General features: G+C 59.8%; 7 protein-coding genes, 1 pseudogene and 1 other annotated feature. Of the genes and pseudogenes, 4 read left to right on the top strand and 4 right to left on the bottom strand.

Going from position 1 to position 14,285, the window contains the following annotated elements; translation table 11 throughout:
* Positions 1–14: 14 nt before the first annotated feature.
* Entirely contained in the window at positions 15–1,298 is a 1,284-nt protein-coding gene (locus HPQ62_RS02650; protein WP_174800939.1) for a CBASS cGAMP synthase, read from the top strand.
* The gene (locus HPQ62_RS02645; protein ID WP_174800938.1) at positions 1,282–3,075 is read left to right on the top strand and encodes a ThiF family adenylyltransferase; all 1,794 of its coding nucleotides are present in this window, start codon (positions 1,282–1,284) and stop codon (positions 3,073–3,075) included. Before HPQ62_RS02650 ends, HPQ62_RS02645 begins: the two co-directional genes overlap by 17 nt.
* A gap of 876 nt (positions 3,076–3,951) precedes the next feature.
* On the opposite strand, the gene HPQ62_RS21260 is transcribed toward HPQ62_RS02645, so the two are convergent.
* The 3 genes from HPQ62_RS21260 to HPQ62_RS02625 all read right to left on the bottom strand — a co-directional run bounded on the left by HPQ62_RS21260 (position 3,952) and on the right by HPQ62_RS02625 (position 5,719).
* On the bottom strand, positions 3,952–4,566 hold the full coding sequence (locus HPQ62_RS21260; RefSeq protein WP_174800936.1) for a Cap15 family cyclic dinucleotide receptor domain-containing protein: 615 nt from the start codon (positions 4,564–4,566) through the stop codon (positions 3,952–3,954).
* A complete protein-coding gene (locus HPQ62_RS02630) occupies positions 4,551–4,940 on the bottom strand; it encodes a mCpol domain-containing protein (protein WP_174800935.1) in 390 nt (129 codons plus the stop codon). The genes HPQ62_RS21260 and HPQ62_RS02630 overlap by 16 nt, the downstream gene beginning before the upstream one ends.
* Before the next feature lie 143 nt (positions 4,941–5,083).
* Positions 5,084–5,719 (bottom strand): HEPN domain-containing protein, encoded by a 636-nt coding sequence (locus HPQ62_RS02625; RefSeq protein ID WP_174800934.1) that lies wholly within the window; start codon positions 5,717–5,719, stop codon positions 5,084–5,086.
* A gap of 225 nt (positions 5,720–5,944) precedes the next feature.
* Here HPQ62_RS02625 and HPQ62_RS02620 point away from each other — a divergent pair.
* A protein-coding gene (locus HPQ62_RS02620) for an IS3 family transposase (protein ID WP_174800933.1) occupies positions 5,945–7,176 on the top strand; the annotation gives its coding sequence in 2 pieces (ribosomal slippage) (positions 5,945–6,236 and positions 6,236–7,176; 1,233 coding nt in all).
* Positions 6,229–6,345: a sequence feature (AL1L pseudoknot), on the top strand. It overlaps the preceding gene by 117 nt.
* A gap of 50 nt (positions 7,177–7,226) precedes the next feature.
* A pseudogene (locus HPQ62_RS02615) lies at positions 7,227–7,317 on the top strand (integrase core domain-containing protein); the annotation flags it as partial.
* A 154-nt stretch (positions 7,318–7,471) separates the two neighbouring features.
* Here HPQ62_RS02615 and HPQ62_RS21160 read toward each other — a convergent pair.
* The gene (locus HPQ62_RS21160; RefSeq protein WP_174800932.1) at positions 7,472–14,242 is read right to left on the bottom strand and encodes an autotransporter outer membrane beta-barrel domain-containing protein; all 6,771 of its coding nucleotides are present in this window, start codon (positions 14,240–14,242) and stop codon (positions 7,472–7,474) included.
* Positions 14,243–14,285 lie beyond the last annotated feature (43 nt).

Raw genomic sequence — 14,285 nt, 5'->3', positions numbered from 1 at the left:
GAGAGGGGCACATTATGCCGGTTAACGCGCACAAAGCGCTCAACAGTGCCAATGAAAGTAGTTACATAAAGAAGCTTAAGCTTCCCAAGGATCGTGAAGACGAGCTGCGCGCGGTTCGTGACGAGTTGCGAGACGCGATACGTTCTGGACTAACGGACTGGACTGACCGCTTTCCAATCACTGAGATGATCACGCGTGATGCAATCTATGCACTCGACTCTGAGCAGACGGATATCTCTGAGGCTTTTGGTCGGCCGAAGTTTCGGATGCAAGGAAGCTTTTCATACTCGACAGTGAACGATCCGGCCAAGGGCAAGGCGCCGCCGCTTCAGATCGATCTGGACGACGGCATGTTCCTTCCGACACGCTACATCAATCGTGATGGCGCTCTCGCACCTTCTGTTGCGGCAGATGGCTACTTCAGAGCCGTTGAGCAGCTTGTATCAGATGTTTGCAAAAAGAACGGGTGGACACTCAAGAAGAAGACATCCTGCGTTCGGGTCGAGATTGACCGGGAGGCGCACGTGGACATCGCTCTCTACGCTGTGCCGGAGAAGGAATTCGCAACCTTGGTCGAGACGGCGATGGCTCAAGACCGTGTTATCAGGGACGGATTCATGGATTTGCGCGATGATGACTTCGCCAATGAAATCTATGGACGGCTTTCTGCTGACCAGATGCGTTTGGCCTGCCGCGGCGAAGACGGACGCGGCAAGTGGATTCCGTCCGACCCGCGCAAACTTGAAGATTGGTTCCGGGATGCCGTGCGGTCTCACGGAGACCAAGTTCGCTTCGTCTCTCGCTACCTGAAGGCTTGGCGGGATGAGCAGGATCTGATTGGCCTTGCTTCGATCGCCCTCATGTGGGCGGTCGTTGAAGTATTCAAAAACCATCAGGGCTTTAAATCATTCAACGGTCGCGATGATCTGGCCCTTCTTGCCGTGGCGCGCGCGCTCCCCGACATCTTGCGAAAACAGATACCGAATCCGGTTGTGCCGGGTGAGCGCCTTGATCAAGGATGGAGCGAGACAGACCGCCAGAAATTTGCTTCTGCTGCAATGGACTTGGAGGCCCAGTTGGAGGCGGCGCTGATCAGATCGAGTACGCCTCAGGTCACAGTGCGGCATATGCTAGAAGCCCTCGGTTCGAGGTTTCCGACTGATGTGAGCCTTTTTCTTGACGACGCGGCCCAAGCGGAGGATGCCGTTGCTGCTCCGGGGATTCTGACCAACAACTTGCTTGAAACCAAGGACGAGCGGCCCGCGGTGAAGCTGGGCGGAGATGAACGCTACGCTTGATCTTGACGGAATGAGTGAGGTGCTTGGCAGTGTCGGTCGGGCTGCTGAAACCCAATGGCGTGGACAGAGACTTACTGCCTACGATTTGCGGCGCCTGCCGAAAGGGCCTTGGGTCGCAGGATGGCGCTTCAGGGTGGCGGTCGAGCCAGACATCAAGGAGGTCGACTTGGTGTTCGACGCTGTCTTCCCCTGGTCGGCACCTCGGCTCTACATGCTGCGCCCGCCGACGCTCGGAACGCTCCCACATCTTGAAGCAGATGGGTTCATCTGTGCCTTTCCCAGCCGAACCCCTGTAGATCCTGCCAATCCGGTCGGGATTGCAAATGCCTACCTGAAGAGGCTGTTGGAGCTTGCAGCGGATTGGTCGAACCCAGAATTCGTCGAGCGCGAAATCTCCGACGAGTACCTATCCTATCTTGGACGGAAGAGCGCGCCGCGACCGATCCGATCGCTTTTGGCGCCGAGCGAGTACGATGGACCTATGGCTTACTTATGGAGAGGCCGAACGGGACTTGTTCTATCAGATAACGCAGAACACCTGGCCGAATGGCTCAATCGTCGGCACGGACGCCCGACGCGGCCTTGGGCGTTCGAGCAAGCGGTGGTCCTGAAGCCGGATGCCCTACCCAACCCGCAAGAATTACCCGGCAATGCCAGACAGCTATTGGATATGGCAGCACAAGGAGAAGAGCGGAGTGCTTTGATTGAACCGCTTGTGTGCGGCCTGGGTGCCTTGCTGGTGACGGTCGCGCTTCCGACGAGGCCATATGCAACAATGATCGCGTATGAGATCCCACGTGCGCGGAAGGAGACCGAGCGCGGGCGCAGGCATGTAACGGCTGGGTTCAGAGCCAAGAAGATGTCGCGCGAGGTTTTGATCCAACGGCGAGCCAGCGCATCTTTGAAAATTTCACCCATGGAGGTGGAGCGCCTTGATGCGGCATGGGTGCATGGGCGAGACCAACTGCCTGAAGTGCGAGCGCTTCAAGGCAAGTCTGTCACGGTGTTGGGATGCGGTTCCCTCGGCTCTGGGGTCGCCACACTTCTAGCGAAAGCGGGTGTGGGTGGGCTAAACCTAATCGATCACGAAGTCCTTGCGAGTGAAAACACATCCAGACACGACCTGGGTATGTCGGACGTGGGCCGATGGAAGGCGTCCGTGTTGGCTGAGAGGTTGCGCAATGAGTTCCCACATCTACCAAATGTGCGTGGATATAATGTTCGTTGGCAGACGATCGCGGAAACCAAACCGAAGGTCTTGTGCGACTCGGATATCATTCTCGTTGCGATCGGGTCCTGGATGGATGAAGGCGCGTTCGAGGCATGGCGTCTTGCCCAAGATCGTCCGCCTATGGCGATCTACGGCTGGTTGGAGCCGCATGCAGTCGCAGCGCATGCGGTATCGATTACGGCAGGAGGACCATGTTTCGGGTGCGGCTTGAGCGCGTTCGGCGAAAGCCTGCTCCGTGTCGCTGAATGGCCAGGAAGCACGACAACGCGGACGCATCCCGCGTGCGGCGGTGCTTTTCAGCCCTACGGAGCATCGCAACTCGCGCGCGGCCACGGCCTGATAGCTGATCTATGTCTTGAGCAGTTGTTAGGCGAGTCCACCCATGTTCACCGGATTTGGTCCGGTCCCGCTCGTGTACTCGGTGCCTTCGGCGGAAACTGGTCCGAAGAGTGGAAGAAGTTCGTAGGTCGGCCGTGCGATGCTGGAGGAGAGTTCGAGCGTATCTGGACCCGCCGCGATCATTGCCGTATTTGCGGAAGCACATGATGATTGCCTGGGTAAGTGATCGCTTAGGACTTCGATATAGCCTTGCGCCCAATGCTTTCGGGGTGTTTTTTAAGCACCGCCAATTGAAGTGGAGAGACCGTGAAGCCGGAGGCCCGCTTTTTTCCAGTTCACCTGGGCGGCACTGCACTATCGATGTAGCGTCCGGTCCCTTCCCCCAAGATCGCAGAACTCGGCATGGTTACATTCCCCACCGGCCGAGTGTGCAAGCCGATGTTCTCCAAAAGCATGGGTCGGGTCTACACTTCATCGGAACTTGGCACACGCATCCATCGCCGCGCCCAACAGCGTCGCCCTCAGATGCTAGGTCCATCCTCAATCTCTATAGGGAGTCAGACCACGATCTCGAAGCGTTCATAATGTTGATTGTGGGAACTAACCCCGATCCAAGGACATGGGAGCTATCTGCGCAAGGCCCCTTCGGCAAGGTCGTTCTCACCGCGACAACATTGACCGAGAGCAAGGCTTTTGGTGCGAGAAGCCGCGAGATCGACGGCAAATGTCCAGATCAGTATAGCGAACGAGACAACTAACCTTTTTTATTGTTCGGTTTGCTGACAAAGCCATCGTTCGATTCAGGGCTTTGAACGACCGATCTGTCGCCATAGTGGACTTTGGCGGACGCAGTAGCCAACGGCAGCTTTCGGGGTGCCTAAATTTGACCGGGAACAGCCGAACCTAGGGGCACGCTGCCGACCGGCAGAAACGGGGCCGAAAGGGGATGGCGGGGCGAAGCTCAGGAATAGACAAAGCAGATGTTAGCCATGCAACAGAACTCTGCGTTGGCTGTTTGGTGCCGCCTAAGGGCGTGACCTATGGAGTAGGTGGCCGAATCTCTAATCAGACTTTTCCTAATGATCAATAATATGACACGTCTGTGTCATATTCCTTGCTGATCTGTTGTAAACGCACACGTCCCGTCGTCTTTCGATCCGTGAAATAGTAACCTGATAACTCAAGAGCACGCTCGGGCTCTTCCGTTGCCGCCCTGACGTCAAAAACCGTCGATCCAGTATAGGTACTCCATTCAATATTCTTAGGTGTAGACCTATAACTATAATATAGTTTCAATTGTCCGCTCTCTTCGGCTGGTGTGGTCTCCAGTGTTAGAGATTTCGTTGTAGCAGTATGAAGATCGATTTGGGTCTGCATCAACGTTTGCCTTATGATGGCCCTAGCTTCTATTGTCTTGCCCCCTTCGATTATAATTTCTCCGCGCCATGTTCCGTTGAGATCAGGGTAGAGAGACCTGTTGAATCTTCTAAAGATAGCCCAGACAAATCTAGAAATCTTTTTATTTGTAATTAAAAATATTACTAATATCACGGCCCACGGAGTTATGCTAAGTATTCTTATTATTGGTAGATCTGAAATTAAATAATTTCTGAGTAACTCATAGAGTCCGACGCTAATTACGGACGCAGAAACAGCAACGTATCGTATTAATGTTATAAAATTTAATACTCTGAACATATTTTATCGAGCTCGCTATATGCTGTTAATTGCGCCTTTCCGTTACTCTTTGATGTTAGAAGTGCTATGTATGCCTCTCTTAAAGTCGCCCCGACGCCAGCTGAGAAAGTTAACTGCTTCCCTCCGATCTTGCTGATTTCACCGTAAAGCTCTGCGTTCGAGAGGATAGGAGAAGTAGAAAATGCTGTTACGCCGTCAGCTGCGGAAAAAATCACCACGTAGCCTTGGTCCTCTAGGAGCGTGGCAATGTGGGCTACAATGTTTTCGATTGATCTGTTGAGGTCGAGAAGTGCCTCACTGTCATTACGAAAGTAACACGCTGAGATTTTTTGACCGATGTCGTCACCATCGATTGTAATGTAAGTCGTATTCACTTCAGTTTCTCCGCTCAGCTGCATGGCTGAGAAGTGCTAGTATGATGGGTTCCGCATGCCAAGTTGGCCCAACCGTCTCGGAAGGGAGGAAGCCCGTGCTTTGAATCGACGTTAAGGGTAGTGCTCTTCGCTTGATGTGCAGGTCAGTTTAGGTGTTGAACTACAAAATCGCGAAGGCTTTGAACTGATTCCAGGTAGGCTTTCACTGCTCCTATTCCTAGCGACTTGGTTCGATGGTTACCTTGCCCACCAGCGACCGAGTTCCTATCCGCTTTATGTACAATGTTATGCCGCCTCGCGATAAGCTCCGGCAACCCGAAAAAATTTTCAGCTTCAACTGAATCCGCTGGGATTCCACATTGCTTCAGCGCTTTCTTAACCTCACCCAAATCATTGAAGCTTTGGTATTCATCTAGATGCGCTCGCACCGATTCGACGATTAGCTCATCGACTGTTTTTCCTTTGTGAGAGGCCAAGTCACCCAAAGAGATTTTAGCCGGCGGTCTTCTAGTGCCGTTTGGAATCGCATAACTGTCTAGGGTCGCTGAGCTGTATGTATCGATTTTCCATATCATAAGCCCACGCAAAAAATCCTCGAGACCCGCATGTAGAAGCACCACAGCCGCACGTAAAACATCGGTGTCCTTTACTTTGCGGCGACCAGGAGTTGCGGGACCGTATAGGGAGATGAGATTGTCGACGCGCGATAGATTCTCATTCAAAACATATGTCAAAATTTGTAACACTTGCCTTATGCCCCCCCCAATCATACGCAGCATTACCACATTGACATGGTGTGTCCCAAAGCAATAACGAAAAATTCCCGAGAGACAGATGTCTGCTTTTAGCTATTGCAACCATTTGTCTTTATAATTGGAATGGCCCACACTGCGCAGATGCTGAAAAGTCGCCGAAAACGGAATGGTTGGTTTCGGAAGCGATGTGTCGTGAAGCTGAACCGCACCGGGTTTGCCGGAGACCCCAACTCATGAGAAGTAGGGTCTATGACAAGCAAGACGACCAATAAGTATTCGCCAGAGGTCCGCACCCGGGCTGTTCGGATGGTGATGGAACACGAGGCCGAACATCCCTCGCGGTGGGCAACCATTTCCTCGATAGCTGCAAAGATCGGTTGCTCGGCACATACGCTCAATGAGTGGGTGAAGCGGGCTGAGGTGGATAGCGGCAAGCGGGCCGGTTTACCGAGCGATGTCGCGGAGAAGATGAAGGCTTTGGAACGCGAGAACCGGGAGCTTCGTCAGGCGAACGAGATCTTGCGCAAGGCGTCTGCGTATTTTGCCCAGGCGGAGCTCGACCGCTCACTGAAGCGATGATCACCTTCATCGATGAACATCGTTCCGTACTTGGGGTCGAGCCGATCTGCAGGCTTCTGCCGATTGCCCCATCCACCTACTACGATGCCGTTGCCAAGCGCACTGACGTGGATCGCCTGTCGGTCCGCGCTCGACGCGACATGGCCATGAAGATCGAGATACGCCGCGTGTTCCACGAGAATTTCCGGGTTTATGGCGTGCGCAAGGTCTGGCGGCAGTTAAAGCGCGAGGGCTTCGATATTGCCCGATGCACTGTCGCCCGGCTCATGAGGACGATGGAGCTGCAAGGCGTGATCCGAGGCAGGCCCCCCAGAACAACGACGCCGGACACAACCGCGCCATGTCCGCTCGATCGGGTCAATCGTCACTTCAAAGCACCAGCTCCGAATATGCTCTGGCTTTCCGATTTCACATATGTCGCAACATGGCAGGGCTTTGTTTATGTGGCTTTCGTGATCGATGCTTTTGCACGACGCATTGTCGGCTGGAGAGCAAGCCGCACTGCCCATACGAGCTTCGTCCTCGACGCTCTGGATCAGGCGCTTCATAATCGAGAGCCCGTTCATCGTAGCGGCCTTATCCATCACTCGGATCGCGGCGTGCAATACGTATCTATTCGCTATTCCGAACGGCTGGCAGAGGCAGGCATTGAACCGTCTGTCGGAAGTGTTGGCGACAGTTACGACAACGCTCTCGCAGAAACGATCAACGGGCTCTACAAGGCGGAGGTTATCCATCGGCGAGGTCCATGGCGCAACTTCGAAGCCGTAGAGTTCGCAACGCTCGAATGGGTCGACTGGTTCAATAACCGACGCCTTCTGGAGCCGATCGGAAACATTCCGCCCGCAGAGGCCGAAGAACGATACTATGCCAAGCTGGACGCACCAGCGTTGGCCGCATGACTTAAACCAAACGGTCTCCGGCAAAACCGGCGCGGTTCACATTTGAGGGAGCGCGCCGAAAACTGGCCCTGTGGCGATATGATTACAAAAATGTCAGGCCGCACTCATCGCTGGGCAATAAAACGCCGAACGAAGCGCGGCAAGAAATAGAAGAGCTTGATGCAGGCGCCACACAGCTACTTGCTCAGAAAAGACAACCATACTACCACAATCACGAACCAGCAGCCTCTCGATTTGAACGAGGGACGGAGGGGTGCAGGTCAGATGCCCCCCTCGATTAGGTAGAGGACACGGCTTAGAACGGCATGCTCAAGCGCAGCTTGCCGGCGCTCGAAGTTAGTTCCTCGGAGAAATGCCCCTCATATTCCAGTCGCAGGTCGACATTCCTGAGCGTCGTGAGCTGGAAACCCGCGGCCACCGTGGCAAATGTATTGTCGTAATCGAGCGAGGTCTGGAAGCTCTGACCCTGCCACCCGGTGAACGAGGCCGACGTCGTCCAGTCGTCTCCCGAAACCACGGTCATGCCGAGGCGTCCGTAGAGACGCAGCGTTTCGCCGCTGTCGAAATTGTAGCGCGTGCCGATCTCGATGTTCGGCGAGGCCGCGAAATTCCACTGGCCGTTGCCGTCTATCCTCAGACCATAGACGCCGCTCTCGGTGTAGCCGTTCTGATGGGTGTAGACAGCGTCGAGATCGACGTAGGGCTTCAGATAGAAGGTGTCGGCATCGATCATCCGCGAGATGCGCCCGGTAAACGACCCGGCAGCAACATCGGGAGAGCTTGAGACGACCTCGTTCACATAGGGAATGTTGATCGCGCGGTCGATATCATAGCTGCCATAGCTTGCGGCGAGCGCGCCGGCGAAGGTCCAGCCGCCAACCTCGTGCTTCAGGCTGACGCCGGCATAACCCGCATCGCCATCGCCGCTGACGGAGCCGCTGTCCTGCGACAGCCAGCTCTGCTGATAGGCGATCGAACCGCCGAGGAACCAGCCAGGCGTGAACTCCTTCTGCCCCCCGAACTGGAAGGTGAAGGTGTCGAGATCGTAGCTTGCCGCATTGGCGACGGAGGCGCGTCGGTCATTGCTGCCGGAGACAGATGCCCAGGCGCAACTTCCCTCCTCCACCGTCACGCTATCGCCCTCGAATTCCGGGCAGCTCATCAGGCTGGAGCCGAATTCCAGCATTTCGAAACTCTGCTCCACCGCCGTGGCGAAGGCGGCGCGGGGGCGCAACTCGTCGAGCGTGCCGGCATATTTTTCCGGCGCGCCGTCGGTCTCGCTTGCAAAGGCGCCGAACAGGCTGCCGAAGGCGTCGTTACCGCCGGCATCCCAGATATTCTGAAGCGTTCCGGCCAGCGCGTGCTGATCGCGATTGAGATCATTCGTAAGGTTCGGAGTGAAATCGGCGCCGGCCACGCGGAAATAGCGGTCGTTGCCAATCGCGTCGATCCGGTAGTCGAAAAGGGTCGAGTCCCGCGGCGTCAATTCGCCGCTTTCCGCGCCCGCAACGCTCAGGAACCGCGCCGAACGGCTCGGAAGCAGACTGATAGGATTGAGGCCGAGCGTGCCGTCAAGCGCGGCATCGCCCTCGATCCGAAACAGGTCGGCATTCGCGTTGTTCAGGTCGATGTCGGGGATCAGCCAGCCTGTGGCGGTCTGCTCGAAATTGCCAGACACGACCGTCGTTCCGGGCTGGCGGAACCGGCCGATCTCGAACGTGCCGGCATTGACGATATCAGCATCGTAGATATAGCCGTCCGAAAGCGTGCCGCCGATGCCGTTGTTCACGAACATGGCTATGTCATCGGTGTTTTGCACATCGCCGCCGATGCTGCCGCTGACCGTTCCGGTGCCGGTATTGTTGACGGTCAACGAACTGCCCGACGCGCCATTCTGGGAAAACAGGACGGCATAGTTGTTGCTGTACTGGTTTCCGGTCGCCGCCGCGCCGGATTGAATGCTCGCGGTATCCGTCAGCGTGATCGCATTGTCGGTTCCGCCGACGACCCAGATCGCTGACGCGTTATTGCTCTGACCACCGGACACCATGCCGTCACTGCTGAGCGTGATACCGACCCTGCCATTACCGGAAGCGCCTTCACTCTGGGCGAAAATGCCCATGGAGCGCGCGCCCGTGGCCGAGATCGACGCGGCGGAATTGATCGTGATAGGCCCGCCGGTGCCGGAGGCTGCCGTCGATGAAAGCCCGGCAGCGCCGCTGCCCGCGCCCTCGCCGCCGAAACCGCCGCCGCCGCCGAGCGACTGAGCGAGAATGCCGAAGGAATCCGCGCCGGTGGTCACGAGCGCCCCGTCGAGCGCCAGATTGATGACATCGCCATCACCGCTCGCACCGGTCGATCCCGAAGGATAGGATGGTAGAAGCGTCAGAATTCCGCCCGTGGCGTCGCCGCCAATACCGCCGCCGCCGCCGATCGACTGGGCAACAAGCGCATGCGCGCCAGCACCGCTGGTGCTGATCCCCTGCCCGTCATCGGCCGCCATGTTGAACGTGATCGCCTTGCCGCTGCCGGCAGCGCCGCCTGAGCCGCCAATGGTGATATCAAGGCCGCCGCTCGCCGTTCCGGTGACGCCGATCCCGCCGCCGCCGCCGATCGACTGCATCAACAGGCCGAAGGAGCGGTCGCCATCGGTGGCGATATCGGTTCCGGAACCGAATTCGAGATCGATGGTGCCGCCATCGCCGGCAACCCCGCCCTTGCCGCCGATCGTCACGCTCATCACGTCGCTGTCGATACGGGTTCCGGACGCGCTGCTGCCAACGCCGCCCTGGCCGCCGCCGCCGCCAACCGACTGCGCGACGATGCCGATCGCGTCCGAACCATGGGTGACGACATGGGGCGTGATGCTTTCCAGCGTGGAGATCGCTCCGCCCGCGCCGCCGCTGCCGCCGGTACCGCCGCCATCGCCACCGATTGCAAGCGTTCCGGTCTGGCTGTCCGAGCCATCGCCGCCCTGCCCGCCGCCGCCGCCGATCGACTGCGCCAGAAGGCCGTAGGCGCCATAGCCATAGGTGTGGATATAGTTGTCACCCCAGAGATCGAACTGGACCGGGCCGCCAATACCACCCTTGCCGCCCTTGCCGCCGACGCCGACCTCGACATTGGCCGTGATCGCGCTGCCGGTTGCAACAGAAGAGCCGCCCTGGCCGCCGCCGCCGCCGATCGACTGCAGGACCACGCCATCGGACCAGTCGCCCACGGTGGTGACCTTGCCGCCGAGACTGAGATCGACGGCGTTGCCGGCGCCGCCCTCGCCGCCCTTGCCGCCGACGGAAACCGTAAGCTGATAGGTGCTGCCGGAATCGGTCAGTCGCCCGAGCTGGTCCTCGATATTGCCGATAAGATCGAGGATCTTGTGCGAGGAGGCATCGCTGCCGAGCGAGCCGCCAATACCGCCGCCGCCGCCAATCGACTGGAGAACAACCGCGTCGGCGTCGCCGCCGAACGTCTCGACGCCGCCGTTGATGGCGCCGGAAATCGTGCCGCCCGCGCCGCCGGAGCCGCCCGTGAGGCCAATACCGACATCAAGCCGGCCGTCATAATCTCCCGCCTCACCGGCCAGATAGAGGGTGCCGCCCTGCGATGTGCCGCCACCGCCGCCGATCGACTGGCCGACGATGCCGCGCGAGCCGGACCCTTGCGTCTGGATGTTGAAATCGCCGCCTTCGGTGATGACCACGCTGCCGCCGGTGCCGCCACTGCCGCCCTTGCCGCCAAGACCGATATCTGCCTTCAGCGAGGCGGTGCCACCCTGGGAATAGGCATTGCTGTTGCCGATGCCGCCATTGCCGCCGCCGCCGCCGATCGATTGCGCGAGCATGCCGTAGGATGCATCGCTGTAGGTCAGGATCGTGGCCTCAGGCGTCGCGCCCCTTATCGGCGTGGTCGCGTCTCCCGTCGAATTCGCGGCCTCGGTATTCCCCAGGACAACGTCCAGCGCGCCGCCATTGCCGCCGCCGGACGTTTTGAAAACATAGCCGACATTTGTCGCGCCGAGGCTAGTATCGCCGAGGATATTGCCCGCACCGCCGCCGAAGGCGACGCTGGCCGTCAGTTCGACCGTATCCTTGTCACCAAGCGTGGTCGACAGGACGGAGGAATCCCCGCCATTGCCGCCGCCGCCGCCGACCGACTGGATCAGCATGCCGTGCGACCCATCGCCGATGGTCGTTACCCGCGTCGCGGAATCGAGGCTGATGTCGACATCGCCGCCATCGCCGGCATTGCCGCCATTGCCGCCATGCGCCGACTGGTAATTGAATGCGACCGGCACGCCGGTTCCGGTCGGGGCCGCGATCAGGAAATCCTTGGCCGAGGTCGAGCCGCCATTGCCGCCGCCGCCGCCGATCGACTGGGCGATGATGCCGGGCGAATCCGCGGGAATGCTGGCCTGGCCATCCTGAAGGATCGCGCCGGTCAAGATCGTTGCATTGTTGAGGTCAACGGTGACGGTCTTGCCTGAACCGCCGGTGCCGCCGCTGCCGCCGAGGATGAATGCCGCGTTGAAACCCACCGACGCATCGAAATAGCTGGCGTTGCCGCCGGTGCCGCCGCCGCCGCCGACAGACTGGGCGATGATGCCGGCAGCCTGTGCGCCGGACGTCGTGATATCGAGATTGTTCTGCCGAACGGAGACCACCCCGCCCGCTCCACCCGCGCCGCCAAAGCCGCCGGTCTGGAGCGCGTAGAACGAGAGGACGCTGTCGTTCTTGGCGCTGCCGCCATTGCCGCCGCCGCCGCCAACCGACTGGGCGATGATGCCCGGCGAAAAGTCGCCGAGCGTACTGATGGCCGCATTCCCGGACGCGCTCGCTGCGGCAAGCGCCGGGTCATAGGCGGTGAATTGGGAGGTCGAGGTATCAAGCTCACCGCACTGCGCGGTATTGTCTATGCAGATCGTGCCGCCATCGCCCCCCTGCGACGCCATGCCGCCAAGCCCGATCGAAGCTATAGTCGACAGCGTCAGCACCGAGCCGCCATTGCCGCCGCCGCCGCCGACCGATTGCAGGACCGCGCCGGGAGAATAGTCGCCTGCCGTGCTGATGGCGCCGAGATTGGAAACCGCAACCGTGCCGCCGCTGCCGCCAGCCTCGCCCTGGCCGCCAACGCCGGCCATGCCGAGCGAATCCCCGCCCGATCCGCCGCCGCCGCCGACCGACTGGGCCAGAATGCCGATCGAGGAATCCCCGCCCGTCGAAATCTTCGCGGTACTGGAAACCCCGACCGTGCCGCCGTTCGCGATTGTGGTGCCCGCCGCATTGCCGCCGACGCTGACCAGCCCCGACGAGGAGCCGGCAGCGCCGCCGCCGCCGCCAACCGATTGGGCGATGATGCCGAGCGCGTTATACCCGGCGGTCGTGATGTCGGCGAGGTAGTTCACGGTGACGTTGCCGGGCGTGCCGCCGCCCGCGCCATCGCCGCCCAGGCTGACGAGGGTGGAGACGTCGATGCCCCCCGTGCCGCCGCTTCCGGCGATCGACTGCGCCACCACGCCGAAGGCATTGTCGCCGCCCGTCGTGATCGCCATGTCGCTGCTCACCAGCACATTGCCGCCATCGCCGCCGTTGCCGCCATTGCCCGCCTGGCCGCCAAGCACGCTGACGAAATCGCCGCCCGTGCCGCCGCCGCCGCCGATCGAGTGCGCAACGATGCCCGCAGCCAGTTCGCCGGTTGTGGTGAGCGTGCCGGCATTGCTGAAGTTGACGGTAACGCTGCCACCATTGCCGCCAAAACCGCCGCCGCCGCCCTGGCCAGCAAGCGCCGCCCCGTCGCCGCCATCGCCGCCCTGGCCGCCGATGCTCTGGCCGATCACGCCGTAGACATAATCGCCGGCGGTCCTGATCGACATCGCTCCGCCGCTATTGCCAATCGCAACGGCGCCGCCGGCGCCGCCATTGCCGCCGGGCTTGTCCTTGGTCGGGCCGGTTCCGCCCATTCCGCCAATGCTCTGCGCCGACATCGCCGCACTGACGCCGGGGGTGGCGCCGGCAACATCCAGAACGATGTCGTTGTTGCTCTCAACCGTGACGCTGCCGCCTGCGCCACCCGCGCCGCCCGGATCCGAGGCATCATTCTTGCTGTTGTTGAAGCCGCCGCCGCCGACGCTCAAGCCGCCCAGACCGAACAGCCCGCTGCTTCCCGCACCGGTCGCGTTCCAGTAGATCGAGACCGATGGCATGCCGGATATCGAGATCGTGCCGCCCGCGCCGGCATTGCCATTGCTGTAACCGCCGCCGCCCGCGACAGATTCGGCCAGGAACCCGCCGCCATCGGCAATGCCGGAAAAGCGCGACGATGACGAACCGACATTGGCCGATCCCGCCCCATCACCGCTGAAGGTGATGGCACCGCCCGCGCCGCCGACCCCGCCATACTGGTCTTCGGTCAAGCCGCTGTTCTGATTGCCACCCGCGCCGCCGATGGTGAGCGCGTAAAGGATCGCCGAGCCGGCATTTGCGGAACCGTTGAGCGTATAGGTCGTGCCGGAATTGCTCGTGAAGGTCAGCGCACCGCCGGCACCGCCGGCGCCGCCGCTGGACTTGTAATTGTTGTTGTTCTGGTTGCCCGAACCACCAATGCTTTCCATACGGATCAGGGGCGCAAAATTGTATCCCCCCGTGACGTTGGCGGTTGCGTTGAACGAGCCGCCGATATTGTCGAACTCGATCCAGCCCCCGGCGCCGGCAGCACCGCCGTTTTCATCGCCGCCCGCACCTGCAGAGCCCATCGTCCATCCGGAATAATGCGTGCCGGAGGTGATGCTCAGCGCTTGCGTCGCGCCGTCCTGCGTGACCTTGATCGCAGCCCCGTCGTCACCGTAACTTCCCGAAGCGGCCGTCAAGAAAAGGTTGCCGGATACTGTGCCGGAGCCGAACGTACAGGTAATGGGATCGGAACTCTCATCGCAGCCATTCGCATGGGCCATTGGCGACGACAGTAGACAGACGGCGGATACCGAGGCAAACATCATCGCCCGCATGTTGCGCGGTGCAGCGCCCCTGTGCGAGCATGCTGCTTCAATAGCCGGAAGAATGTGATTGCCCATTTGGAAAAACTCCGAAGTCTGTGACTGCCTGCGCGTGGTTCCG

Source organism: Martelella limonii, from assembly GCF_013344475.1.
GTDB lineage: Bacteria > Pseudomonadota > Alphaproteobacteria > Rhizobiales > Rhizobiaceae > Martelella > Martelella limonii.
Note: the sequence above shows the minus strand (reverse complement) of the source record. Positions and strands in the feature narration are given on the sequence as shown.